Source organism: Streptomyces sp. bgisy159 (assembly GCF_057707805.1).
This window is the reverse complement of record NZ_JBYIQX010000012.1, coordinates 71,058-96,300: the sequence shown is the minus strand read 5'-3', so window position 1 is coordinate 96,300 and position 25,243 is coordinate 71,058. Positions and strand designations below refer to the sequence as shown.

The window sequence follows — 25,243 nt, the reverse complement described above, 5'->3', positions numbered from 1 at the left end:
TGGCATGGTGGAACTGAAGACGGACGCGTCGATCGACGCGATGCACGAGGCGGGCCAGGTGGTGGCGAGGGCGCTGACGGCGGTGCGGGACGCCGCCGACGTGGGCGTGTCCCTGCTGGAACTGGACGAGGTGGCCCGGTCGGTGCTGCGGGAGGCGGGGGCGACGTCCCCGTTCCTCGGCTACCGTCCGTCGTTCGCGCCGACCCCCTTCCCGGCGGTCGTCTGCGCCTCGGTGAACGACGCGATCGTGCACGGCATCCCCACCCGCTACCGGCTGCGCGACGGCGACCTGGTCTCCGTCGACTGCGGTGCCGAACTGGCGGGCTGGGCGGGCGACTCGGCGCTCAGCTTCACGGTGGGACGGCCGCGCCCGGCGGACACCGCGCTGGTCCGGACGGCCGAGCGGGCTCTCGCGGCGGGCATCGAGGCGGCTGTCGTGGGCAACCGCATCGGCGACATCGCCCACGCGATCGGCAGGGTGTGCCGCGAGGTCGGCTACGGCATCCCGGACGGGTTCGGCGGCCACGGCATCGGCCGCCGCATGCACGAGGACCCGCCCGTCCCCAACGAGGGCCGGCCCGGCCGGGGCCTGCCGCTGCGTCACGGCATGGTCCTCGCCATCGAGCCCATGCTCATCGCGGGCGGCGGGGACGGCTACCACGCGGCCCCGGACGGCTGGACGCTGCGCACGGACGACGGTTCGCGGGCGGCCCACGCGGAACACACGGTGGCCGTCACCGACGGCGGCCCGAGGGTGCTCACCGACCGGGGATGAGGTAGGGGGGCCGGGCCCGACCGGACGTGCCGCGCCCCACCACCCGTGCCATGGTGGTGTAAGCCCCGCAGGGACAGGGCACCCGCCTGCGAACCGGTACGTCGATCGAACGGAACGCCATGACCAGCGGCTTCACCAGCCCGGAGGGCTACGGCGACCCCTTCGGTGAGTTCCTGGCCCGCTTCTTCGGCGGGCCCCGCCCCGGCCCCCGACAGATCAACATCGGACAGCTCCTGAGCCAGCCGGCGAGGGAGCTGGTCCGCGGCGCCGCCCAGTACGCGGCCGAGCACGGCAGCCGTGACCTGGACACCGAGCACCTGCTGCGCGCGGCCCTCGCGGCCGAGCCGACCCGTTCGCTGCTCAGCCGGGCCGGCGCGGACCCCGACACGCTGGCGTCGCAGATCGACGAGCGGTCGGGCCCGGCGCAGCATCCGCCCGGCGAGGTGCCACCGCCGACCTCGCTCAGTCTCACCCCGGCCGCCAAGCGGGCCCTGCTCGACGCCCACGACCTGGCCCGCTCGCGCGGGGCGGGCTACATCGGCCCCGAGCACGTGCTGAGCGCGCTGGCCGCCAACCCGGACTCGGCCGCCGGGCACATCCTGAACGCGGCCCGGTTCGCGCCCGGCGGCATGCCGGCGGAGGCCCCCGAGGCGGCTCCGGCCGCCCGGCCCGACCAGCGGCGGCCGACATCGACGCCGACGCTCGACAAGTACGGGCGCGATCTCACCGACATGGCGCGGCAGGGCCGTATCGACCCGGTGATCGGGCGGGACGAGGAGATCGAGCAGACCATCGAGGTGCTCTCCCGACGCGGCAAGAACAACCCGGTGCTGATCGGGGACGCGGGCGTCGGCAAGACGGCCATCGTCGAGGGGCTGGCCCAGCGGATCGCGGACGGCGACGTGCCGGACGTGCTGACCGGCCGCCGGGTGGTGGCCATGGACCTGACCGGCGTGGTGGCCGGCACGCGCTACCGCGGCGACTTCGAGGAACGCCTGAACAACATCGTCGACGAGATCCGGGCGCACTCCGACCGGCTGATCGTCTTCATCGACGAGCTGCACTCGGTCGTCGGCGCCGGCGGGGGCGGCGAGGGCGGTTCGATGGACGCGGGCAACATCCTCAAGCCGGCCCTGGCGCGCGGCGAGCTGCACATCGTGGGCGCGACGACGCTGGAGGAGTTCCGGCGCATCGAGAAGGACGCGGCGCTGGCCCGCCGCTTCCAGCCGATCCTGGTGCCCGAGCCGTCCGTCGCGGACACCGTGGAGATCCTGCGCGGACTGCGCGACCGCTACGAGGCGCACCACCAGGTGCGGTACACGGACGAGGCGCTGGTCGCGGCGGTGGAGCTGTCCGACCGCTATCTGACCGACCGCCGGCTGCCGGACAAGGCGATCGACCTGATCGACCAGGCGGGCGCGCGGGTACGGCTGGGCGCCCGGACCAAGGGCACCGATGTGCGGGCCATGGAACGCGAGATGGACCAGCTGATCCGGGACAAGGACCAGGCGGTGGCGGCCGAGCAGTACGAGACGGCGACGCAACTGCGGGACCGGATCGTGGAGTTGAAGCAGCGCATCGCGGAAGCGGCCGGCGGCGGCGAGGCGGACGAGGGGATGGACCTGGAGGTGACCGCGGAGGCGATCGCCGAGGTGGTGTCCCGGCTGACCCACATCCCGGTGAGCAGCCTCACCCAGGAGGAGAAGGACCGGCTGCTGGGTCTGGAGCAGCACCTGCACGAGCGGGTGGTGGGCCAGGACGAGGCGGTACGGGTGGTCGCGGACGCGGTGCTGCGCTCGCGCGCCGGGCTGGCGAGCCCGGACCGGCCCATCGGCAGCTTCCTGTTCCTCGGACCGACCGGCGTCGGCAAGACGGAGCTGGCGCGCGCCCTCGCGGAGGCCCTGTTCGGCAGCGAGGAGCGGATGGTGCGGCTCGACATGAGCGAGTACCAGGAGCGGCACACCGTGAGCCGGCTGGTCGGCGCCCCGCCCGGGTACGTGGGCCACGAGGAGGCCGGCCAGCTCACCGAGGTGGTCCGCCGGCACCCGTACTCGCTGCTGCTGCTGGACGAGGTGGAGAAGGCGCACCCGGACGTCTTCAACATCCTGCTCCAGGTGCTGGACGACGGGCGACTCACCGACGCCCAGGGCCGTACCGTGGACTTCGCCAACACGGTGATCGTGATGACCAGCAACCTCGGCTCGGAGGCGATCACCCGGCGCGGCGCCGGGATCGGCTTCGGGGCGGGCGGTGCCGACGCGGACGAGGAGGCGCGGCGCGAGCAGATCCTGCGGCCGCTGCGCGAGCACTTCCGTCCGGAGTTCCTCAACCGGATCGACGAGGTGGTCGTCTTCCGTCAGCTGACGACCGATCAGCTGCGGGAGATCACCGACCTGTTGCTGGAGAAGACGCGCCGGCTGCTGCACGCGCAGGGCATCGCCGCCGAGTTCACCGGCCCGGCGGTGGACTGGCTGGCCGAGCGCGGCTACCAGCCGGAGTACGGGGCCCGCCCGCTGCGCCGCACCATCCAGCGGGAGGTCGACAACCAGATGTCGCGGCTGCTGCTGGACGGCCGGATCAAGGAGGGCGACCGGGTCACGGTGGACGTCGAGGAGGGGCGGCTCGCCTTCCGCACGGGCGAGCCGCCCGCCCCCGAGCTCTGACCCGGTGGGCTATCGCGCGGGGCGCACCACCTGGGCGGAGCCGCCGCCCCGGCGTACGGTCTCGGCGGCGGCCAGCCACTTGCCGCCCGGCAGGCGCTGCACCCCGGTCGCCGCGCCGATCTCCGGGTTGAGCGCGAAGGAGTGGCCGATGGCCTCCAGCCGGCCCCGCAGCGCGGCGTCGTCGTAGAGCTCGGGTTCGAGGAGCGTCCGCGCGGTGTTGCGCTGGCTGGCGCGCGGAGCCGCGATGGCCTCGACGAGGGGCCGCCCCCGGTCGACGAACTCGGTGAGCACCTGCAGCACGGTGGTGATGATGGTGGAACCGCCGGGCGAGCCGAGCGCGACGACGGGCCGGTGGTACCGGTCCAGCACGATGGTCGGGGAGATCGACGACCTGGGCCGCTTGCCCGGGCCCGGCAGGTTCGGGTCGTGGACGGCCGGGTCGGCCGGGGCGAAGGAGAAGTCGGTCAGCTCGTTGTTGAGCAGGAACCCGCGGCCGGGGACGGTGATGCCGCTGCCGCCGGTCTGCTCGATGGTGAGGGTGTAGGCGACGACGTTGCCCCACCGGTCGGCGACGGTGAGGTGGGTGGTGTTCTCCCCCTCGTAGGTGGTCGGGGCCGCCGCGCCGGCGCTGCCGCAGTCCGCCGGGTGGCGCGGGTCGCCGGGCGGGAGCGGGCTGGTGAGCACCGCGTCGTCCTTGATCAGGCACGCCCGGGAGTCGGCGTACGACTGGGCGAGCAGTTCCTTCGTCGGTACGTCCTCGAAGGCCGGGTCGCCCAGCCAGCGGCCGCGGTCGGCGAACGCGATCCGGCTCGCCTCGATGAAGCGGTGCAGGTACTCCGCCTCGCTCGCCCGGGAGAGGTCGGTCCCCTCGAGGATGTTGAGGGCCTCGCCGACCGTCGTGCCGCCGGAGGAGGAGGGCGCGATGGAGTAGACGTTCAGCCCCCGGTACGACGTCCTGGTGGGCGCCTGGAGCTTGGCGCGGTAGGCGGCGAGGTCCTTCAGGGACAGCTCGCCCGGGCGGGCGTTCCAGCCCGAACCCGGGTCGACCGGAGGGTGGTTGACCGTGTCGACGATGTCCTCGGCCAGTCGGCCGCGGTAGAGCGCGCCCACTCCCCGGGCGCCCAGTTCCCGGTAGGTCCGGGCGAGGTCCGGGTTCTTGAACGTGGAGCCCACCGCGGGAAGCCGGCCGCCGGGCAGGAAGAGCTCCGCGGTGTCGGGGAAGTAGCGGAAGCGGGCTTCGTTGGCCGCGGTCTGCGCGCGGAAGGTCTCGTCGACGGTGAAGCCGTGGCGGGCCAGCCGCTCGGCGGGCTTGAGCAGGGTGCTCAGGGACCGGCTGCCCCACTGGTCGAGCGCGCTCGCCCAGGTGGCGGGGGTGCCGGGGGTGCCGACGCCCAGGCCGCTGCTGACGGCGTCGGCGAAGGCGAGCGGCTTGCCGTCTTCCAGGAACAGGCCGGAGTCCGCGGTCAGCGGGGCGGTCTCCCGGCCGTCGACGGTGTGCACCGTGCGGGACTTCGCGTCGTAGTAGACGAAGTAGCCGCCTCCGCCGATGCCCGCGGAGTAGGGCTCGGTGACGCCCAGGGCGGCGGCGGTGGCGACGGCCGCGTCGACGGCGTTGCCGCCCTTGCGCAGGATCTCGATGCCGGCGGCCGACGCGTCCGCGTCGACGCTGGCGACGGCACCGCCCCAGCCGACCGCCACGGGGGACTTCTCGACGGGGTGGGCCGGGCTGCCCGGGTGTAAGGGCGGGGCCGCCGCCCCCACCGACACCATGGCGGCCGAGACCGCCAGGACCGACAGTTTCCGAGCGACAGGGCGACGCATCCGCACCTCCAGTCAGGACCGTCCGCGCAGCGTAACGAGATCGCGCGGGTCCCGACAGCCCCCGTCCGGGCGGGCCGGCGGCGATCCGGGCTCGAACACGGGTACGCCGCGGGGGTGTCGGCCCGCTACCATGCCCGCCCATGAACGACGACGTGCGCAACATCGTCCTGGGCGTGGTGGCGGCGGGGCTCAGCGCCCTGCTGGGCTGGCTCGTCCGCACCTCCGTGTGGAAGCGGAAACTCCGGCGCAGGCAGGCGTTCTTCGGGCTGCCGGCGAACTCCGAGTCGCTGCTCGTCGTGAACCGCGACCCGGCGACCTCGGAACCGGCGGTCCACCGCTTCGACGTGTTCGCCCTGCTGGAGCTCGCGGCGCTCATCAAGGACTGCGGGGCGCACGTGCAGGTGGTCACCCAGGACGGGGTGCAGCAGGGCTTCGGCGAGCGCACGGAGTTCTGCGTGGGCGGCCCGGGGTCCAACCGGCGGATGCTGGCCCACATGTCGGCGATGCTGCCGGGGGTGCGGATGAACATCGATCCGGAACCCGGGCCGGACCGCGGAGCCTTCCAGATCGGGGCCGAGCGCTACCGCATGGAGCCGGGTGTCACGGAGTACGTCCTGCTGGCCCGGCTGACCGCGGGCGACCGGCGGGAGGCGCGGCCGGTGTTCCTGTTCTGCGGGCAGCGGGCGATCACCAACCAGGCGGCGACGCGCTATCTGGCCCGCCACCACGAGCGGTTGGCCCGCAAGCACGGCAAGGGATCCTTCGTCCTGCTGCTGAAGGTGGTCAACTCCCAGGCGTACGGGCCGGATGTGGTGGAGCTGGTGGCGGACGTGACGCGGGCGGCGCAGGCGCCGCTGCCCGCCCAGGCGAAAGCCACCCCTTCCTCCCACCGCGCCTCCTGAACTCCTCCACCCGGCAACCACATTCATTCATCACACAACAATCGTTACTCCCACGTAACTTACCGACGGGTTACTTACGGTAAGAGGTCACGGTTACCGTCTGGTCACTTTGTACCGGCACCCGTGCCACACGTGAGGAGTGACCGTGGGACACCGCAGGACCCTGCGCACGACCGCCGTCGGAGCCGTCTCCGCGAGCCTGATCGCCGCGGGCGCGCTCGTCGCCGCCCCCGCCGCGACCGCCGCCACGAACGGCATCCGCTTCGTCGACATCGCCGGAGACGGCGGCACCGTCCTCAAGGCGAACGTCATCACGCCGGCCGGCGCCGACGGCACCCGCCGCTACCCGCTCATCGTGTTCCCGACGAGCTGGGGCCTGCCCCAGCTCGAGTACCTCGCCCAGGCCCGGAAGCTGGCCGACTCCGGGTACGTGGTGCTCACCTACAATGTCCGGGGGTTCTGGCAGTCCGGCGGCGAGATAGAAGTCGCGGGCCCGCCCGACATAGCCGACGCCGCGAAAGTGATCGACTGGGCGCTCGCCCACACCCCCGCCGACCCGCGGCACATCGGCATGGGCGGCGTCTCCTACGGCGCCGGCATCAGCCTGCTCGCGGCCGCGCACGACCCCCGCGTCAAGGTGGTCGCCGCGCTCAGTGGGTGGGCGGACCTGATCGACTCCATCTACTCGGGCCGCACCCAGCACTTGCAGGCGGGCGCCGTGCTGGACACCGCGGGAGCGGTCACCGGCCGCCGCAGCGAGGAACTCAGAAGCGTCTTCCGGGGCTTCTACGCCTCCGACCTGTCCCGGGAACAGGCCATGATCGACTGGGGGAAGAAACGTTCGGTCGCTACCTACCTGGACCGACTCAACCACAACGGCACGGCCGTCCTGCTCGCCAACGCCTGGGGCGACACCGTCTTCCCGCCCAACCAGTACGCGGACTTCTACGAGAAGCTGACCGGGCCCAAGCGGCTGGAGTTCCGCCCGGGCGACCACGCCACGGCCGAGCTGACCGGCCTGTTCGGGCTGCCCAACGACGTCTGGACCGACACCGGGCGCTGGTTCGACCGCTACCTCAAGGGCGAGCGCAACGGCATCGACCAGGAGCAGCCCGTGCAGCTCAGCTCCCGCTCCGGTGGCGGCTACGAGGGGTACCCGGACTGGAAGTCGGTCGGCGCGACCAGCCGGAAGATCGGCCTCTCGGGCACCACCACCATCCACACCAACGTGAACTCGGGCGCCGACGGCGGCATCGTGTTCCTGTCCAGCATCGTCGACCAGGTCGCCCAACTCCCCCCGACCGCCTGGATCCCGCTGCTCCCCCGCCGCTGGGCGGCCGTGTGGCAGTCGGAGCGGTACCGCGACGCCCAGCACATCCGGGGCACCGCGACCCTGCACACCACCCTCACGCCGACCGCGGAGAGCGGCACCCTCGTCGCCTACCTGTACGACGTGGGGCCGTTCGGCATCGGCAAGCTGGTCAGCAACGCGCCGTACACCTTCCACGGGCGCACGCCGGGGCGCCCGTTCGGGGTGGACCTGGAGCTGTTCTCGACGGCGTACGACGTCCCGAAGGGACACCGGCTGGCGTTGGTGGTCGACACCGTGGATCCGCTCTACATCGAGCACAACCCGTCCGGCGCGCGGCTGACCTTCTCCTCACCGGCGGACGACCCGTCATATCTGGCGGTCCCCCTGCGCGAGCAGTGATCTCCGGCCGCGCGGCCGGGCGGGTATGGCTCTTGTGAACTGCTGCCCCCCGCGGACGAGGGCCGTGGGGGGCTTCCCCCACCCGGCAGCAGCCCCTGGGACGCCTCCCACGGTGGGCCGGTGACCCACCATCACCCCAGGGATGAACGGCCCATCCTAGTCGAGGCCCGCCCCGGCCGACCCGTCCAGGGCGTACCTCGACGACGGCGGCGGACGGCGCGGAGGACGGGCGGCTTCCGGACGGGCGGCGGCCGGACGGCCGTGGGCGCACGGGAGGCGGGGGGCACGGCACGGGTGCGGCCCCCGCGGGTGCCCGAGGATCCTGGACACCTTCACCCGGCCCGGCGAGACGTTCCGCAGAACGTGCGGGTCCCCACAGTGCTCCTTGACGTTCCCCGGTTCGATCAACGGATCGACGGCCATCCCAGCCCAACTCACTCTCAGCCGTGTCGTGGTGGCCGCAAACTATCCACGCGGGGATGACCGGACGGCACGACACGCACCTTCCGGGCAATAGCCGTATTTACGGCGCGGGGTGGTGGCGCCGGGGGCGGGCTCAGGCCTCCGCGATCTCCGCGTACACCTGGGACAGCTCGGGGACCCCCGTGGCGGCCCAGTCCCGGCCGTCGGCGACCACGTCGACCTCCCGGCCGGAGACGAGCCGCACGACCGGCGGGCCGTCCCCCGGGATCCGCCAGCCCGCCCCGGGGACGGTGCGCACCACGACGGTGCCCAGGTACAGGCCGGCGTCGGTGCCGAGCCCGGACTGCGTCTCCTCGTCGTCGCGCCAGCGCGGCTTCAGCTGGTCGAGGGCCGCCAGCGAGGCGGGGGTGTCGTCGAGCCGGACGCCCTCCCGTTCGGCCAGGGAGCGCAGCAGCTCGCACTCGGCGAGCAGATCGGCGTAGCCGCCGCGGCCGCCGTCGTCCGGCTCCCCGCCCTCGCGGAACCGGTCAGCCGGGTCGGGCCGGTGGAACTCGTCGGTGCCGCCGGCCGCGCCGGTCTCGGGGAGGACCGCGAGCGAAGGGTCCGCGTCCCGCCTCTTGCGCCATCTGTCCAGGAAACGGATGTCCATGTCACCAGCGTGACATTCATACCGCTGTGCACACCACAGGGCGCGCGGGCCCGCGGCGGCGGGTCGGACGGACGCCGGTCCCCTCGCGCCACCGGCCCTACACGTCCAGGTCCACCACCACCGGCGCGTGGTCCGAGGCGCCCTTGCCCTTGCGCTCCTCACGGTCGACGTAGGCGTCCTTGACCGTGTCGGCGAACGGCTGGTTGCCGTAGACCAGGTCGATGCGCATGCCCCGGTTCTTGGGGAAGCAGAGCTGGCGGTAGTCCCAGTACGTGAAGGGGTGGTCGTACTTCAGGGGACGCGGCACCACGTCGGACAGGCCGGCCTCACGCAGGGCGGCGAGGGCGGCACGCTCGGCGGGGGTGACGTGGGTGGCGCCCTCGAAGGCCGCCACGTCGTAGACGTCGTCGTCCGTCGGGGCCACGTTGTAGTCGCCGAGGACGGCGAAGGGGCGGTCGCCCCGCGCGTCGCCGGCGACGGCCGCGCGCAGGGCCTCGAACCACTGCATCTTGTAGGCGTAGTGAGGGTGGCCGACCTCGCGGCCGTTCGGCACGTACACCGACCAGACGCGGACCGGGCCGCAGGTCGCGGAGATCGCGCGGGGCTCCACCGCGCCCTCGTAGCCGGGGTCGCCGGGCAGACCCTTGACCACGTCCTCCAGGCCGACGCGGGAGAGTACCGCCACGCCGTTCCACCGGCCGGTGGCGTGGACGGCCGCCTCGTACCCCAGCTCGCGCAGCGGGTCGAACGGGAACTGGTCCTCGGCGAGCTTGGCCTCCTGCACGCACAGCACGTCGGTGCCGCTGCTCTCCAGCCAGGCCAGCAGCCTGGGCAGGCGGGCGGTGATCGAGTTGACGTTCCAGGTCGCGATGCGCATGCCTCACAACCTACCCGGCGGGTGTGACAACCGGCCTCAGACGTCCGCCGAGCCGCCCGGCGCCAGCCTCAGGTGCTCGGCGCCGCCGAGGGCGCCGATCTGGCGGTCGTAGATCGGACGGGCCAGGTCGGTCAGGAGGGCGTCGTGGATGTCGTAGGCGCGCTGCGGCCGCACCTCGCGGACGTAGTCGATGACCTCGGAGATCTTGCTCCAGGGCGCCTGCACGGGGAGCATCAGCGTCTCCACCGGGTGGTCGGGAACGGTGAGGGCGTCGCCGGGGTGGAAGACCCGGCCGCCGTCGATGAGGTAGCCGACGTTGGTGACGCGCGGGATGTCGGGGTGGATCACCGCGTGCAGCTCGCCGTGCACCTGGACGTCGAAGCCGGCGGCGGTGAAGGTGTCGCCGTGGCCGACGGTGTGCACCCGGCCCGGGAAGGCCGCCGCGATCTTCTCCGCCACCGACCGCAGCGTCCAGATCTCGGTGGCCGGGCCGGCCTCCAGGGCGGCGCGCAGCCGCCCCTCGTCGAAGTGGTCGGGGTGCTCGTGGGTGACCAGCACGGCGTCCGCGCCGACCGCGGCGTCCTCCTCGCTGAACCCCCCGGGGTCGACGACGAGCGTCCTCCCGTCCTTCTCCAGCCGAACACAGGCGTGCGACATCTTCGTGAGCTTCATGTCCCCCATCCTGCCCCTTGGCCACACCTTCACCGGCCCGGCAGGCCGTCCTACCGGGCGGCCACCGGGCGCCCCACGGGGGCCGAGCCCCCCGGGTCAGTCGTCCAGGGTGGTCTCCTCGCGGATGACCTCCTGGGCCACGCGGAACGCGCTTCCGGCGGCCGGCACGCCGCAGTGGACGGCGGACTGCAGGAGCACCTCCTTGATCTCGGCGGGGGTGAGGCCGTTGCGCAGCGCGGCCCGGGTGTGGACGGCGAGGTCGTCGAGGTGGCCACCGGCGACCAGCGCGGCGAGCGCGACGCAGCTGCGGGCCCGCCGGTCGAGTCCGGGCCGGTCCCAGATCTCGCCCCACGCGTACCGGGTGACGAGTTCCTGGAAGTCGCCGGAGAAGTCGTCGGCCTGGGACAGCGCCCGGTCGACGTGGGCGTCGCCGAGTACCTCGCGGCGCACCTTCAGTCCCGCGTCGTACGGGTCGGGACGGCCGCCCTGCGCGGGCGGCTGCGCGACGGCGGCGGGCGCGATCTCCGCGACGGGCGCGGTGGGCTGCGGCGGGACGGCCGGGGCCGCGGCGGCGGGCATCCCGGGCAGCATCGTCTGGCCGGTACCGGCGGCGGTACCCGTGGGGGGGACGGCCCCGAGGCCGGTGCCGGTGTGGGGGCCGGTGGCGGCGTGGGCGCCGGTGGCGGTGTGGGGGCCGGTGCCGGTGTGGGGGCCGGTGGCGGCGTGGGCGCCGGTGGCGGTGTGGGGGCCGGTGGCGGTGTGGGGGCCGATACCTGCGTGGGTGCCGGTGTCGTAGGCGGGCTGCCAGGCGGTGGAGAAGTGGGTGACCAGCAGGTCGGTGACCGCCGCGGGCTGCTCCACCGGCACCAGGTGCGAGGCGCCCGGTACGACGGCCAGGCGCGCGTCGGGGATGCCGGCGACCAGGGTGCGCGCCTCGGCGGGGCCGGTGACCTGGTCCTCGGAGCCGACCAGCACCAGGGTGGGCACACCGACCATGGCCAGCTCGGCCCGTACGTCGAAGCCGGCGAGCGCCTCGCAGGCGGCGATGTAGCACCCGGGGTCGGTGGTGCGCACCATCTGCACCGCCCAGTCGGTGATCGCGGGCTGCGCGGCGGCGAAACCCCCGGTGAACCAGCGGTCGGGCGAGGTACGGGCGATGGGGTCCAGCCCGTTGGTGCGGACCACGACGCCCCGCTGCCGGAACTCGTCGGCCGTGCCGAACCGGGGTGAGGCCGCGATCAGCGCGAGGGACGCCAGCCGCTCCGGGTGACGCAGCGCCAACTGCACGCCGATGGCCCCGCCGAGCGCGCATCCCGCGTAGCCGAAGCGCTGCACCCCGAGCCCGTCGAGGGTGGCGAGCAGACGGGCGGTCAGCTCGGCGACGGAGCCGGCCGGGTAGGCCGGGGCTCCGCCGTGGCCCGGCAGGTCGAAGCGGAAGACCCGCCACTGCTGGGCCAGTTCGGGAACCTGGCGGTCCCACATGTGCCATGTGGTACCGAGGGACGGTCCCAAGATCAGCACGGGAAGGTGTTCTGGCCCGTCAAAGCGGTATTGCAGCGTTTCGATCTTGCCTTCGGTCACGGGTTCACACCTTCGTCTGTCACGATCTGTCACACGCCCCCTGCGAGACCTCCCCGTGCCTGTGCCGCTGGAAGCAGGTCCGCCACGTCCGGCTTCACGTACCACTTCTTCGTCGTCTTCACGTTGGTGTGCCCCGCCCACCTGGCGAGCAGGTGATCCGGCACGCCGTTGTCGGCGAGACATGTGAGGCAAGACGCCCGAGCATCGTACAGACGGACCCGCGAAGGCCGTTTGCGTCCATCGCCGCCCGCGGACCTCAGCCGGGCGGAGCCCAACTGGCCCAGGTGCAGTTCGCTGCCTTCCAGTTGATCGGAGGTGGCCATTTGATCGGGGTGGCCATGCTGCTCAGCCGTAATCGGCCGGCCGGCCCCGGAATGGGTGGACGGGTGGGACGCCGCAGCGGCAGGCGCAGTGGGCGTGCGCCTCCTCGATGCGCGGTGCGGCCGCCCCGTCGATGCCCCCGGGCGCCGAACCCTCCCGTGGCAGCCGTCGTGTCAGCGGGGACTGGGTGCTCGATGCGAGCCGGCATACCGCCCCGTGGCGCCCGCCTCCGGTCTCCGGCTGACCCGGTCGGGCCGATCCGGCGAGCACGACGTCCTTCGGCCCGAGCGCGGGACGTTGTGCGCGGTGGTGGCGAAAGATTGGCCGTTTGCCGGCCTGTCTCTGTCAGTTCTCTGGCCGTGCTCTGGAAGGCGTGTTTCTGGGGTCGTTGACGTTCCCCCGGAAGTCCCCCCGACTCCGTACTCCTACCGCTCTGGAGACACCTGATGCGTGCAGTGCCCCGTCGTGCCCTCGCCGCCGTTCCCACCGCCGTGCTGATGTGTGCGCTCGTCGCCTGCGGCGGCGGTTCCGACTCCGGTGATTCCACCACCGGTGCGGCCGACGCGCAGGCTGCCGCTCCCGCCGAGGGCGGCGATGCGGTGGAGACGCCGCTGACCGGCGAGGCGAAGGAGAAGGCCGAGGCGGCTGCGCTGGCGGCCTACCCTGGAACGGTGGTCAAGTCCGAGAAGGACGCGGAGAACCCCGGGTTGCTGGCGGTGGAGATCAAGTCGGGAGGCAGGGTGGCAGGATGACGTGGTGTCCGATTCCCTCCGTGAACTGTGGCTGCGCGGCATCGCCTTCAACACGGCGGCCCCGGCCGACGTGCTCATACGCCTCCTGGACGAAGCCGCCGGTGAGGCCGGCCTGCTGATGTGCGAGGGTCGCGACCTGCCCGACGCCGTCATCGACGCGGCCCTGTGCCACCCGGTCGAGCGGATCCGCCGCGCCCTCGCCCGCAACCTGCACGTCGACCCCGCACGGCTTGCTCCCTTGGCGTCGGCCCCATCGGGACTCGTCCGTGCCCGTCTCGCCGGCGGCACCCGGCACCGGCCTCGGTGGGTCCGGCCCCTGCCGAACGACATCCTCGTCACTTTCCTGACCGCTCAAGACGGAGGCGAGGACGGCCGGGTCACCGAAATGGAGATCGCCTCGGAACTCTGCTCCTCCCGGCAGGTCCCTCGGTCCTTTCCCCGGCACGCGGCTGGTCACGACCACCCCGCGCTCCGTCTGTACGCCGCGTTCCAGTGGCAGTCGCTCACCGCCTCGCAGCGCAATGCCCTGCTCGACGACCCCGACCCCGCCGTGCGGGAAGCAGCGAGGGAGGGCAGCCGGCAGCTGGACCCGGAGGCTGTGGAGGCCGAGCTGCCACCCATCGGATCACGCCACGCGATGTTCGTGCTCTGCACCCGCGCCCTGTCACCGGCGGTCGTCGAGCGGTGCCTGCTGAAGGACGAGGTGTACCCGCTGGCCGTGAACCGCCATACCCCGGCCAACGCCCTCTCCCAGCTCGCCCGCCACCCCGATGCGGAGATCCGCAGGCTGATCGCCACCCGGCCCGACCTGGGACCGGAGGCGGCGGAGCTGAGGCAGGATCCGGACGAGGACGTGCGGATGCGTGCCCGCCTCCAGCCCTCCATCCGTACCTGGGACGAATTCCAGGCGGTCGACGGGGTCGTCGGGCACGGGCCCGACTGCACCTGCCCGATCACGGAGCCGGCCACCGAGCCGTCGCCCGAGTGGTACGCCACCTGCGCGGCGTCCGAGGAGCCGGTGCTCCGCCGGGTTGCGGCGAGCTGGCCCCGCCTGCCCGCAGAACTCGTCGGGATACTGGTGCTCGATGAGGACGAGGAGGTACGGATCCGGCTGGCCTGCCACCACCCGCTGGCTCCGCCGAATCTCCTCCTCGACATCTTCGTGACCCGGCCCGCCCACCGCCCGCACCTGCTGACCCTGCCCGCGTTCCCCCGCACCGGCCTGACCCACCTCGTCGGCCACCCGGAGCCCGAGGTACGCGCCTTGGCCGCCGCCGACCCCACCCTGCCCGAACCTCCGCTGGACGACCCCGACGACGCGGTACGCCGGGCTGCCGCCGCCAACCCGACCATGCCACCGGAGATCCTGGACACCCTCCTCACCGGCCTCGGCACCGCAGAGGGCGCCGCGGCCAACCCCTCCCTCCCCGTGCCCCGCATGCACACTCTGCTCGACCACTGTCTGAGCGGTGCCGCCACACCGCCGACGGCAGCCCGATACTGAGTGCACTCGCGGACGGGTTCCCGGATGGTGCCATGAGTGCGACCCCGCGCCGGCATGACCGGGCAAAGAGCCCGACGACAGGCACGCGCATCGCCTGCGCGGGCGGTTCCGCGAGCGCCGCGAAATGCACGCACTGCGGACCGCGTGCGGGGTGGACGCGCGGGGAGCGTCACCCGGACGGCCTTTGGCACCCGGTTACGGTGCCGCGCACGTCGGGTCGTCGACGATCACCGCGTTGGCCGGAATGATCACGATCCCGTTCTCTCCCTTTTCCTCATTCTGTACGGACCGCGTGGTGGTGTAGCCACGCTTGCCCTCTCCGACGCACTTCGTGGCCAGATTTCCGAAGCCGTCGGGGAAGTTGTAGACCTCGGCAGCGGTGTTCTGGCCCGCTCTTCCCTTCACCGGGGCGTCAGCCTTGCCCCGCTCGTCGTAGTAGTCCTGGGAACAGCCGGCAAGCAGCACGGCGGACAGCAGGGCACCCATGACCGCGACACCGGCTCGCGCGCCACGCCGGAGGCCCGGGTGCGGGTGCGGGTGCGGACCGCGCCGATCCGCCCGCGTGCGCGCCGCCCTGCTCAGCCCGCGCACGACTTGTCCTCCACGACCTGCACGTTCGACGGGCCGGTGGCGTTCGTCGTGACATAGGCGCGGAAGCCGTGCCCCACGCACTTCGTGGCGAGGTTTCCGAATCCGTCAGGCATGTTGTAGACCTCGGCCGGTGTGTCTTCACCCTTGCCGCCCTCCACCGGGGCGTCCCCCTTGCCCCGCTCGTCCTGGTACTCCTGCGAACAGCCCGCGAGAAGGGCTCCCACAGTGAGCACCAGGGCCGCGGCCCCAACGGACGCACGTATACGCCTCATCAGCTGCTCCCTCGGACCGGCCGGAAGGCACGGATGGTCGATCATGTCCCCAGAGACAGCGCAACGGCCTGGTCCGGTTCCCGTCGAGGCAGCGGCCGCAGTTGACGTCAGGTCCGGTCTTGCTCGGTTCGCGGTCGTGGTCGCTCGATCGTGGTACCGGACGCTGGACGCCTTGCCGGCGGCCGCCCCCCGCGCGCCTCACCCCGGGCCGGCGAGGCACGGCGTTCGCGCCGTGCCGGGCGGGCGCCGTCGGGAGGGCGGTCCGGGGCGCCGGTAGTGTCAGTGCTTCACGAACAGCTTGAACGAGATGATCAGCAGGCCGAGGACCAGATTGACCAGGGCGGTGAGCGCGATCAGGCGGTGTGGGGCGCCGGCCCGCCGTGCGGCCGCCACCGACCACCCGATCTGGCCGGTCACGGCCACGGAGAGCGCCAGCCACAGGGCGCCCTGGACGCCGAGCCCCAGCAGGGGGCTGACCGCCACGGCCGCGGCCGGCGGGACGGTCCCCTTGACGATGGGCCATTCGTCCCGGCAGACGTGCCCGACGGTGTGGCGGTCGAGGGGGTGCTGCGCCAGGCGGGCGCCGAACAGCTGGGCGTGCACGTGCGCTGTCCAGAAGGCCACCCCGCTCAGGAGCAGCAGGGCGACCAGCTCCAGCCGGGGGAAGGAGCCCAGCGTGCCGGCCCCGATCAGTACGGAGGCGGCCAGCATGGAACCGTAGACACCACCGGTGTAGTCGGCGTGAGCGCGGCGCTCCCCGCGCCGGTCACGCGTGGTGGTGGTCTCGGTTCTCGGCATGACGGCTGCCTTCCGGACGTCGGCCCGGTGGTCGCGGGCCGTGGGCGAGGAGCCCGGTGGTCGCGGGCCGACCCCTAGGGCGGTCGGGCCCGCCGGGCCCGGCCGTACGGTCGGTCGGCGGGTGCCGGGTGGCCGTCCGCGGGCGCCCGGTGCCGGTCGGACGCCGTCGGCCCGGCCCGCCCTGTCCAGGGGACCGGACCGCGCCGGGGAACGCCTCACCCTTGGCGGAGGATGGCACGTCCCCGGGCGGGGCGGAGGCCGATGCCGGTCCGGGACGCCCGGTGCGGCGGTGTGTCTCACAGGAGGCCCAGCCTGCGGGCCTGCCGTACCGCTTCCGTGCGCCGGTTCACCGCCAGCTTGCGGTGGAGGTTCTTCACGTGGGTCTTCACCGTGTTCACCGACACGTACAGGTCGGCGGCGATCTCCTCGGTGGACATCATCCGTGCCAGGCGCACCAGCACGTCCCGCTCGCGCTCACTGAGCCGTTCGACCAGTACGGGCGCGGGCTCGGCACCGGGCGCCGCGTCACCGGGCTCGAGCCACCCGGCGGCCAGCTCCCGCAGGGGCGCCCCCGCGAGGAGGGGCCCGAGCCACGCGCCGGCCTCCCGGAAGGGCCTACGCAGCCTGTCGCGGCGGGCGGTCAGCAGCGCCTCGGTGAGCAGCCGGCGGGTGGCGGCGGCGTCCCCGTCGGCGTGTGCGGCCTGCGCGCGGACCAGCGTGGCCCGTACCCGCACCGCGGGACCGACGTGCCGTGCTCCGGGCAGCGCGTCGAGCACGTCGAGTGCCGTCGTCCGGTCCCCGGCCGCGAGGTGGGCCCGTGCCGCACCCACCACGCACGCCGGCTGCTCGGTGTCCAGGTCGCGCAGCACTTCCGCGGCGGCGTCCGGCCGCCCTTCGGCCAGGTGCGCGCAGGACGCGACCAGTGCGGTGTGGCCCTGCGCCCAGGGCGAGGCGACGTCGGCCGGCACCTCCGCGGCGGCGGCCGCGACCGCGGCGTGCGCCCTTCCGCGGGCCAGCAGCAGCCGGGCCGTCACGAGCGACCGGCCGGCGGCCGTCACCGGGTCCGGTACCGCGCATCCGGGCGTCCCGTCGAGCAGTGCCTGAGCCCGGTCCAGTTCGTCACGCTCGACCGCCACCGCCGCCAGGACCAGTCCGCCGAGGCCGCAGTCGGCGCACTCGGGCACGCCGAACCGCTCCGACTCCGCGAGGGCGGCCGTCACGCGGCGCTGCGCCTTGTCCGGCCAGCCGTCGAGGTAGTCGATCAGCGCCAGGTGGGCGAGCGACTCCTGCCGGGCCATCGCCGTCGAGGCGCTGCCGTGCTCGTCGGTCACCGAGGTCAGTGCCTCGCGCGCCTCTTCCAGGTGCCCCGCCCACAGCCTGGCCGACCCCACGTGGGTCAGCAGCAGGGCGGGCAGCTCGGGGTGCCGGTCGAGCAGGTGGGCCGGGACCTCCCGCTGGATCTCGCCGGCCGCCCGGGCGGCCTGTTCCGCCCGGTGCGGGGAACCGGACAGCCGGGCGGCCAGCGCCTCCAGCAGCGCGTAGCTCAGCTGGACCGCCGGGGGGCGGGCGTTGTCGGCGGCGAGGTGTTCCCTCGCGTCCCGCAGGTGGACCAGGCCCCGGTCGAGGTCGTGGCGGGAGAGGTCACGGGCCGCCTGGACGAGGTCGGACTCCGCGGTCGCCGTGCCGGGTTCCATGTCGGCGAACAACCGGGCCAGGTCGTCGTGGCACAGTCCGGTGAACAACTGTCCGATCGCCAGGTCGTCGACCAGGGCACGGGCCGTGAACTCCCAGTCTCCCGCGGCCGCGCCGTGGGCGACCATCTCGGGCAGGGCCCCGGACCGCCGCAGCCAGTGCGCGGACCGCCGGTGCAGCTCCGGCTCCAGACCGGGGTACCGCTCGCGCAGATGCACCCGGAGGATCTCCCGGAACAGCGGATGCAGGCGGTACCAGGAGTGGCCGAGGTCCTCGACGAAGGCATTCACGCGGTGCAGCTCGGCCAGGGTGGGCTCGGCGTCCCGGCGACCGGTCAGCTCGTCCGCCAGTCCGGCGCAGAAGCGGTCGAGGACGCTGACGCGCAGCAGCAGGTCCTGCGTCGGAGCCGGCTGCCGCTGGAGCACCTCGGCCAGCAGGAAGTCGGCGACGGTGCTGTGCCCGGCCTCGAACTCCTTCAGGTACCGCTCCGGGTCCGGGCTCCGGCGAGCGGCCAGGGCGCACAACCGCAGGCCGGCCGCCCACCCGCGGGTGCGGTCCACCAGGGCCTCGGCCGCGGCGAGGGGCAGGCGCAGCCCGTGCCGCTCCAGCAGTTCGACGGCCTCCTCGGGCGTGAAGGCCAGATCGGCGTCCCTGATCTCGGTCAGTTCGCCGGAGGCCCGGTAGCGGTGCAGCGGCAGCAACGGTTCGGTACGGGTGACCAGCACCAGGTTCAGACCCGGCCCGGCGTGGTGCAGGACGAATCCCAGCTGCTGCGAGACCTCGGGGTCGACCTGGTCGTACTCGTCGACCACCAGGGTGACGCCGGTGCGGTCGCCGCTGAGCCGTGCCGCCAGCCGGTTCAGCAGGGTGGGGTCCGCCTGGCGTGCGTCGGAGGGGAAACCGACGTCGGCGGGGATCGGCACGCCGGCCGTGCCCAGAGCCTTGATCAGGTGGGCCCAGAACATGCCCGGCCGCCGGACCGTCTCGTCCACGGTCAGCCAGGCGGCCCGCCGGCGCAGGCCGGCGGCCCAGTCGGCGACGAGGAGGGTCTTGCCCGCGCCCGCGGCTCCGTTGACCATCACCAGGGGTGTCGTCGACGCCTGCCGGAGGCGTTCGACCAGCCGTTCACGGCGCAGGAACGTCGCGGGTCTCGACGGAGGTGTGAACCGGGTCCGCAGAAAGGGATCGCCCAGCGGATCGACGTCCGGGCCGGCAGGAGGCCGCGACGATGTCTCGGCGTCAGGTGCCACAGCTCTCACCACCCGCTGGATCGCAGTGGCCTTTTCTTGCTACCACCATCAAGCCTCGCTGTCCGTGAACACGCCACCCAGAGGCCGAAAGCCCCTGATGGGGACCGATGGGCCTGCCCCCGCGGGCCCCGGGGGCCCCGGGGCGGGGAGACAGCCGGCGGTGCGCCGCCCGGCAGGTCAGGGCTCGGTGCGCTTCCTGCGGCGGCGGGACACATCGTCGCGGACCTTGTGCCAGCGTGACCGGGTGTCCTCCACCAGGCTCTCCCACTGCTGCCGGACCTCGTGCTCGGAAGGCTGCAGGCCGTCCCGGATCCGGACGAGTTCGTCCCCCACCTCGCGGCCCACCGCGGCCGACGCGACGAGGACGACCATGGCCGCGAAGAGCGCCGAGAGCATCGCGAAGACACTGCCGACCACGCCGTAGCGGTCCGCGTACGAATTGAACAGCCGCGGCAGGTAGAAGTCCGCGCCCCAGGAGTAGACGGCCATGAGCGCCGCCGCGATGACCCCGAACGGCACCAGCTCGCGCCAGGCGATGCGCTTCGCCGCGAGGATCCAGCCGCTCCAGGTGAGGAACACCGCCGTCACGGCCGCCTCGCACACCGTGGCCGGCAGACCGGCCGCCGCCCCTCCCAGCACCGCGGAGATCCACCCGGTGAGCAGTCCGTAGGCGCCGAGGGTGAGGATCCACCACAGGCCGTTGCGCGAGTTGCGCACGCTGAGGGGTTTCAGCTCCCAGGTCTGCTCGAAGAGACGCTGCGCCGCGCGGGCGAAGCTCAGCACGGAGACCGTCAGGAAGAGCGCGCTGAAGACGCCGGTGCTCGCGTCCTCGCTCTGCTGGGGGGAGAACAGGTAGGTCACCGCCTCGGCGCCGGCACCGCTGAGGTCGTAGCGCTGGATGATCCGCTGGGCGGCGTCGACGTGGACCAAGTTGCCCAGGACGACGCCCGCCAGAAGGGCGAGCGGCACCAGCGCGGTGAAGGCACTGGACGCCAGGGCCATGGAGCGGTCGAAGCCCGCGACACGCTGGAAGCGGTTGAGGACGCGCAGGGCGAAGGCAGGACGCAGCCAGAAGGTCAGGGTCCTGAGCACACGCTCGCGGTCGATCCCAGCCGTCGTCTCGCCCTCCTGACGCGCGCGCACCGTGGAACGGCACGAGCGTAGCCGCCGTCCGCGCGCCGGGCGGGGCGCCACCAGGACAGTTCAGCCGGGCGGCCCCGTGCGGTGCCCGCCGCCGGGGCGGGCGCGGGGTCTCACCTGCCCGGGGTGAGGCGGCACGCCGCCGGAGGGCGGCATGCTGGGATCCGCAGGGCCACGAAGCTGCCATCGGCTGTCGGCGGGAGAGCGGCACATGCGCTACGAGATCCGCGTCGAGGGGCACCTCTCGGACACGCTGGCCAAGGTCTTCCCGGAGCTGAACCACGTGGTGGTCTCCGACGAGACCGTGCTGTACGGCCGTGTCGTCGACGAGGCCCATCTGTACGGGCTGCTGGGCCGCTGCCGGTCGTTGGGGCTGCGGGTGCTGGAGATGCGGCGGCTGCCCGACTGAGGCCGTGGTGCCGAGCGCCGCGGACACGCCGATACCGGCGGCCGCTCCGGGCCACCGCCGTACGCCACCGCGGGACCCGCCGCGCCGGCGCCTTCCTGCTCGGCCCGGACCTCGGCGACGTCGTCGACCAGGTCGAAGAGCGGCTGGTCGACCAGGGCTACGACAGGGCGTCCGCCGTCCCCAGGCCCGACCGGCAGGTCCGGGACCGGCGGAAGCCCGCGCGGGCCAGGCTCACCCGTGCGGGGTGAGGCCGGGCCCGCGCGGGGGTGCGCACGCTGGGAGCAGCCGGGGCGGCGGGCAGGACACCTGTCCCGGACCGAGAAGAGAGATGAGCACGCCATGGAACTCGCCTACGACTACCCGCTCCTCAGCATGTTCTGGACCATGCTGTGGTTCTTCGTGTGGATCATGTGGCTGATCCTGCTCTTCCGGATCATCGGCGACATCTTCCGGGACGACGAGTTGAGCGGCTGGGGCAAGACCGGCTGGATGATCTTCGTCGTCGTGCTGCCCTTCCTCGGCGTCTTCGTCTACGTCATCGCCCGCGGCAAGGGCTTGGGCCGGCGCGAGATCGACCACGCCCGCGCCCAGCAGGCGGAGTTCGACGCCTACGTCCAGAGAGCGGCGGGCGTCGGCAGCCGGCCGTCGAGCGCCGACGAACTGGCCAAGCTGTCCGACCTGCGCTCCCGCGGGGACATCACCGACGAGGAGTTCCGCCGGGCCGAGGACCTCGTGCTCAGCGGCGCCGGCACCGCCGCGGGCTCCGGCACCACGACCGCGTCCACCACCGCCGCCACGGCTTCGTCCCCCACCGCACCCGCCGGCCACTGAGCAGGCGTCAGGAATCGAGGCAGAAAGATGACCACCACCCATGCTCCCCAGGAGGCGCAGTCCACGAAGTACGCGTGGGCAGCGGGTCTGACGACCTTCGCCGCCGTCATGCTCACCCTGGTGGGCATCCTCGACATCTTCCGCGGCATCATGGCGATCGCGGAGGACGACGTGTTCCTCGCCACGCGCAACTACGTCTTCGAGTTCGATCTGACCGGCTGGGGCTGGATCCATCTCGCCCTGGGCATCGCCGCCGTCCTCATCGGGATCGGCCTGTTCCAGGCGGCGACCTGGGCCAGGGTCCTCGGCGTGGTCGTCGGCGCGTTCGTCGTCATCGCCAACTTCCTCTCCCTGCCGTACTACCCGGTGTGGTCCATCGTCATGATCGCCATGTCCGGGTTCATCATCTGGGCCCTGTGTGTCGCCCGCAAGGAGGACTTCGACGATCCCTTCGAGACCGTGCCGCGCGGCGACGTGTGAGGGCGTCGCCCCACCGCTCGGCTGCGCCGCACGGCATGCCCGGTCCGGCCGTTCCGTGACGTCGCCCCCGGGCGCCCCGTCGCCCCGGTCCCCCGCGCGGAGGCCGGGGCGGTGCCGCGGGCGGCGGGTGGGGCACCCCGGGTCAGCCGGCCGACCGCGGCAGAGGGGTCGTGAACGCGGGCGCCGAGGCGGGTCAGGTCGGCAGAGCGGCGAGCCAGTCGGTCAGGATGCGGTTGACCTCGGTGGGGCGTTCCTGCTGGATCCAGTGGCCGCAGCCGTCGAGGAGGTGGGAGGAGACCAGGCCCGGCAGGGTCACCGGATACGCCTCGATCGCGTCGGCCAGCCATGCGACGGAGGCGTCCCGGCGGCCGCCCACGAACAGGGACGGCTGGGTGACGGGCGCGCCGTCGAGAGCGGCGAGGTCCTCCCAGTCCCGGTCCATGTTCCGGTAGCGGTTGAGCGCGCCGGTGAAGCCGGTCCGTTCGAACTCCCCCGCGTAGTGGTCGAGTTCCCGCTCGCCGAGCCAGGCGGGCAGCGGGCCGCCGGCGGCCGGGAACCGGTCCCGCAGCGTCCCGCCCCTGCTGACGAAGTGGGGGGCGGGCGCGCCGGGTCCGGGCATGGTGTCGCCGGACAGCGCGGTGTAGAAGCCCGCGAGCCAGCCGCGGACGTCGGGCTCCATCTCGGCCTCGGCGCGGCCCGGCTCCTGGAAGTACGACACGTAGAACTCCTCGTCGCCGCCCATCCGGGAGAAGATCTCGCCGGGGCGCGGGCCGCCGCGCGGGGTGTAGGGGACGCTCAGCAGCCCCACCGCCCGGAAGACCTCCGGCCTGAGCAGGGCGGAGTTCGCGGCGATGGCCGCACCCCAGTCGTGGCCGACGATCACCGCCGTCTCCTCACCGAGGGCGCGCACCACCGCCGCGTTGTCGGCCACCAGGTCGAGCATCCGGTAGTCGTGCGTCGCGGCCGGCTTCGAGGAGCGGCCGTAGCCGCGGACGTCGAGGGCGACCGCGCGATACCCCGCCGCCGCGAGCGCGGGCAACTGGTGACGCCAGGAGTACCAGGACTCCGGGAAGCCGTGGACCAGCAGGACCAGCGGTCCGGTCCCCTGCTCCACCACGTGCGTCCGGCCCGCCGGTGTGGGCACCGACCGGTGGGTGATCTCAGCGGGGTGGTGCGACATGTGATCCTCCTGGGCCATCGGTCCGCGGTCCTTGCCATCGCCACCGATCTTCCTGAAACCGTTGGGCGGAAAGCGAGGCCGTTTGCCGTTTCCGCAAAGCGGCTCGGTGCCCTGTCCGGCATGCGGGACGTCGGCGCCTACTTCCCGCCCGGCGGGGAAGGACGCTGACATGGCACTTTTTACCTGGTCAGGGCACTGACGTGATGGGCTCGCTGGTGTTCGACAGCGACGACCTGGAGGCGACGGAGGACTTCCTCTGTCAGGCGTACGCCCGCATGACGATCGGCGCCTCCCGGGCGGGCCGGGCGCACATACGGCGCGACAGCATGCCGTCGGTCACCGTCGACGAGATCGCCCTGGGCTTCGACATGAGCTACGCGGTGACGCCGCTCGGGCGGATCTGCCTGTGCCTGATGCACGAGGGCACCATCGAGGACCACGTCTTCCAGGGCGTGCGGGACAGCTTCGGGCCCGGCGACATGGTGCTCTTCGCACCGCCGGACCTGCCCTACGCGGGGCGGGTCCGGACCGCCCGCTACAACATCACGATGCTGGACACCGCCCTGCTGGACCAGGTCGCCGCCACCGCCGCGGGGCGGCGCCCGCAGCCCGTACGGCTGACCGGGCACCGGCCCCACTCGGCCGCCGCCGCGCGCCGGCTGAAGAGCACCATCGGCTACCTGCGCGACCACGTAGTCGCCGAGCCGACGGCAGACGAACCGCTGATCGCGTCGACCAGCGGCCAGCTCCTGGCGGCGACGGTGCTCGCCGCCTTCCCCAACACCGCGCGCACCGACCCGACCGCGCGGGACCGCTCGGACGCGCACTCGGACACACTGCGGCGCGCCGTCGCGTACATCGACGACCACGCCGACCAGCCACTGAGCGTCGCGGGCATCGCCGCCGCCGTACACGTGACCGTGCGCACCCTGCAGTACGCCTTCCGGCGCCACCTCGACACCACCCCGCTCGGCTATCTGCGCCGGGTCCGCCTCGCCCACGCCCACCAGGAGCTGCGCGCCGCCGACCCGACGGACGGCACCACCGTCGGTTCCGTCGCCGCCCGTTGGGGCTTCCCCCACCCCGGCCGGTTCGCCGCCCAGTACCGCCAGGCGTACGGCACGAGTCCGTCCCACACGCTGCGGGGGTGAGGCGGGGTCGGTGCGGGTGCCGGATCGGCGCACGTGCCAGATCGGCGTACGTGCCGGATCGGCGCACGTGCCAGGTCGGTGGCATCCGGGCGCGGATACGTGCTGGGCCGGCACACGTACCGGGTCGGTGCCATCCGGGCGCGGTGCCGTCCGGGCGCGGTGCCGTCCGGGCGCGGTGCCGTCCGGGCGCGGTGCCGTCCGGGCGCGGTGCCGTCCGGGCGCGGTGCCGTCCGGGCGCGGTGCCGTCCGGGCGCGGTGCCGTCCGGGCGCGGCGGCGGGGCGGGCGCGGCGGCGGGGCGGGCTGGATGCCGGTTCGGGCTTCTTGCGGGCGCGAGGTCGGGACGGAGCGGTACTGGGCGGTACTGGGCGGGACGTGCGGCGAGTCGGCATCGGGGCGTCATGGCCGCGTTTCTCTCCTCACCATGCGCTTGCGTGTCCCGGCCAGAGAGGCCGTCAGCTCCCGATGGATCTCCGGCGGCAGCCATCCGCAGCGCGGCCACTGCACGAGGTGCTCCGCCACCTCGCGCAGTTTGGTGTTGGTGTGCTGGGAGACCTCTCTGAGAACGTCCCAGGCGCAGTCGGGCCGCAGCCGGCCGTACGCGACCACGACCCCGATGGCCTGATCGACGACGGCATGGGACACGACGGCGTGCTTGAGCTGCTCGACCTCCTCCTGGAGGGCGGCATTCCTGCGGACGAGGTCCTCGTGGTCGCACATGGAGGGACTGCTCCCTGAAGCGGCTCTTCCGGATACGGACAGGGTCCTCCTTCCCGGGTCCCGCCGCCCCAGGAGCACCG

The 25,243-nt window shown here is 73.2% G+C and carries 22 protein-coding genes; 10 read left to right on the top strand and 12 right to left on the bottom strand.

What is annotated here, in order from left to right; translation table 11 throughout:
* Positions 1 to 4: 4 nt before the first annotated feature.
* Both map and AC3ET3_RS14650 read left to right on the top strand, forming a co-directional pair.
* Positions 5 to 775, top strand: a complete 771-nt coding sequence (map, locus tag AC3ET3_RS14655) for a type I methionyl aminopeptidase (protein ID WP_435612273.1) — start codon at positions 5 to 7, stop codon at positions 773 to 775.
* A gap of 119 nt (positions 776 to 894) precedes the next feature.
* Positions 895 to 3,438, top strand: a complete 2,544-nt coding sequence (locus AC3ET3_RS14650) for an ATP-dependent Clp protease ATP-binding subunit (protein ID WP_432133798.1) — start codon at positions 895 to 897, stop codon at positions 3,436 to 3,438.
* Positions 3,439 to 3,447: 9 nt separating this feature from the next.
* Here AC3ET3_RS14650 and ggt read toward each other — a convergent pair whose 3' ends face one another.
* Positions 3,448 to 5,259, bottom strand: a complete 1,812-nt coding sequence (gene ggt, locus AC3ET3_RS14645) for a gamma-glutamyltransferase (protein WP_432156428.1) — start codon at positions 5,257 to 5,259, stop codon at positions 3,448 to 3,450.
* A gap of 140 nt (positions 5,260 to 5,399) precedes the next feature.
* Here ggt and AC3ET3_RS14640 point away from each other — a divergent pair, with 140 nt between their 5' ends.
* Entirely contained in the window at positions 5,400 to 6,161 is a 762-nt protein-coding gene (locus tag AC3ET3_RS14640; RefSeq protein WP_432133796.1) for a hypothetical protein, read from the top strand.
* A 145-nt stretch (positions 6,162 to 6,306) separates the two neighbouring features.
* Positions 6,307 to 7,872: an alpha/beta fold hydrolase gene (locus tag AC3ET3_RS14635; RefSeq protein ID WP_432133795.1), complete on the top strand. Its 1,566-nt coding sequence runs from the start codon at positions 6,307 to 6,309 to the stop codon at positions 7,870 to 7,872.
* Between the two features lie 556 nt (positions 7,873 to 8,428).
* On the opposite strand, the gene AC3ET3_RS14630 is transcribed toward AC3ET3_RS14635, so the two are convergent.
* From AC3ET3_RS14630 to pcaDC, 4 genes are all read right to left on the bottom strand, one after another.
* Positions 8,429 to 8,944, bottom strand: a complete 516-nt coding sequence (locus tag AC3ET3_RS14630; RefSeq protein ID WP_432133794.1) for a DUF6278 family protein — start codon at positions 8,942 to 8,944, stop codon at positions 8,429 to 8,431.
* Positions 8,945 to 9,041: 97 nt separating this feature from the next.
* Entirely contained in the window at positions 9,042 to 9,821 is a 780-nt protein-coding gene (locus AC3ET3_RS14625) for an exodeoxyribonuclease III (protein ID WP_432133793.1), read from the bottom strand.
* A gap of 36 nt (positions 9,822 to 9,857) precedes the next feature.
* Positions 9,858 to 10,493, bottom strand: coding sequence for an MBL fold metallo-hydrolase (locus tag AC3ET3_RS14620; protein WP_432133792.1), 636 nt, complete (start codon positions 10,491 to 10,493; stop codon positions 9,858 to 9,860).
* Between the two features lie 96 nt (positions 10,494 to 10,589).
* Positions 10,590 to 12,074, bottom strand: a complete 1,485-nt coding sequence (gene pcaDC, locus AC3ET3_RS14615) for a bifunctional 3-oxoadipate enol-lactonase/4-carboxymuconolactone decarboxylase PcaDC (RefSeq protein WP_435612272.1) — start codon at positions 12,072 to 12,074, stop codon at positions 10,590 to 10,592.
* Between the two features lie 767 nt (positions 12,075 to 12,841).
* Between pcaDC and AC3ET3_RS14610 the strand changes: the two genes are divergently transcribed.
* Together AC3ET3_RS14610 and AC3ET3_RS14605 are read left to right on the top strand one after the other, a co-directional pair.
* On the top strand, positions 12,842 to 13,147 hold the full coding sequence (locus AC3ET3_RS14610; protein WP_435612271.1) for a PepSY domain-containing protein: 306 nt from the start codon (positions 12,842 to 12,844) through the stop codon (positions 13,145 to 13,147).
* A gap of 4 nt (positions 13,148 to 13,151) precedes the next feature.
* Positions 13,152 to 14,651: a hypothetical protein gene (locus AC3ET3_RS14605; RefSeq protein WP_435612270.1), complete on the top strand. Its 1,500-nt coding sequence runs from the start codon at positions 13,152 to 13,154 to the stop codon at positions 14,649 to 14,651.
* 195 nt (positions 14,652 to 14,846) lie between these two features.
* Here the strand turns inward: AC3ET3_RS14605 and AC3ET3_RS14600 are convergent, their stop codons facing one another.
* From AC3ET3_RS14600 to AC3ET3_RS14580, 5 genes are all read right to left on the bottom strand, one after another.
* Positions 14,847 to 15,137: a hypothetical protein gene (locus AC3ET3_RS14600; RefSeq protein WP_432133788.1), complete on the bottom strand. Its 291-nt coding sequence runs from the start codon at positions 15,135 to 15,137 to the stop codon at positions 14,847 to 14,849.
* 92 nt (positions 15,138 to 15,229) lie between these two features.
* Positions 15,230 to 15,514 (bottom strand): hypothetical protein, encoded by a 285-nt coding sequence (locus tag AC3ET3_RS14595; protein WP_432156433.1) that lies wholly within the window; start codon positions 15,512 to 15,514, stop codon positions 15,230 to 15,232.
* 279 nt (positions 15,515 to 15,793) lie between these two features.
* Positions 15,794 to 16,312 carry a hypothetical protein gene (locus tag AC3ET3_RS14590; RefSeq protein ID WP_432133786.1) on the bottom strand — a complete coding sequence of 173 codons (519 nt, stop codon included), beginning with the start codon at positions 16,310 to 16,312 and terminating at the stop codon, positions 15,794 to 15,796.
* Between the two features lie 296 nt (positions 16,313 to 16,608).
* Positions 16,609 to 19,254, bottom strand: coding sequence for a winged helix-turn-helix domain-containing protein (locus AC3ET3_RS14585; protein WP_435612269.1), 2,646 nt, complete (start codon positions 19,252 to 19,254; stop codon positions 16,609 to 16,611).
* 177 nt (positions 19,255 to 19,431) lie between these two features.
* The gene (locus AC3ET3_RS14580; RefSeq protein WP_432156435.1) at positions 19,432 to 20,397 is read right to left on the bottom strand and encodes a YhjD/YihY/BrkB family envelope integrity protein; all 966 of its coding nucleotides are present in this window, start codon (positions 20,395 to 20,397) and stop codon (positions 19,432 to 19,434) included.
* 208 nt (positions 20,398 to 20,605) lie between these two features.
* Here AC3ET3_RS14580 and AC3ET3_RS14575 point away from each other — a divergent pair, with 208 nt between their 5' ends.
* The 3 genes from AC3ET3_RS14575 (at position 20,606) to AC3ET3_RS14565 (ending at position 22,114) form a co-directional block, all read left to right on the top strand.
* On the top strand, positions 20,606 to 20,803 hold the full coding sequence (locus tag AC3ET3_RS14575) for a hypothetical protein (RefSeq protein WP_432133783.1): 198 nt from the start codon (positions 20,606 to 20,608) through the stop codon (positions 20,801 to 20,803).
* Positions 20,804 to 21,142: 339 nt separating this feature from the next.
* Positions 21,143 to 21,634: an SHOCT domain-containing protein gene (locus AC3ET3_RS14570; RefSeq protein WP_435612268.1), complete on the top strand. Its 492-nt coding sequence runs from the start codon at positions 21,143 to 21,145 to the stop codon at positions 21,632 to 21,634.
* A gap of 27 nt (positions 21,635 to 21,661) precedes the next feature.
* Positions 21,662 to 22,114 carry a DUF7144 family membrane protein gene (locus tag AC3ET3_RS14565; RefSeq protein ID WP_432133781.1) on the top strand — a complete coding sequence of 151 codons (453 nt, stop codon included), beginning with the start codon at positions 21,662 to 21,664 and terminating at the stop codon, positions 22,112 to 22,114.
* Between the two features lie 193 nt (positions 22,115 to 22,307).
* Here the strand turns inward: AC3ET3_RS14565 and AC3ET3_RS14560 are convergent, their stop codons facing one another.
* A complete protein-coding gene (locus AC3ET3_RS14560) occupies positions 22,308 to 23,312 on the bottom strand; it encodes an alpha/beta fold hydrolase (RefSeq protein WP_432156436.1) in 1,005 nt (334 codons plus the stop codon).
* Positions 23,313 to 23,497: 185 nt separating this feature from the next.
* Between AC3ET3_RS14560 and AC3ET3_RS14555 the strand changes: the two genes are divergently transcribed.
* Positions 23,498 to 24,445 (top strand): helix-turn-helix transcriptional regulator, encoded by a 948-nt coding sequence (locus AC3ET3_RS14555; RefSeq protein WP_435612267.1) that lies wholly within the window; start codon positions 23,498 to 23,500, stop codon positions 24,443 to 24,445.
* 397 nt (positions 24,446 to 24,842) lie between these two features.
* Here the strand turns inward: AC3ET3_RS14555 and AC3ET3_RS14550 are convergent, their stop codons facing one another.
* Positions 24,843 to 25,163, bottom strand: a complete 321-nt coding sequence (locus tag AC3ET3_RS14550; RefSeq protein WP_432156438.1) for an ANTAR domain-containing protein — start codon at positions 25,161 to 25,163, stop codon at positions 24,843 to 24,845.
* Positions 25,164 to 25,243: the final 80 nt, after the last annotated feature.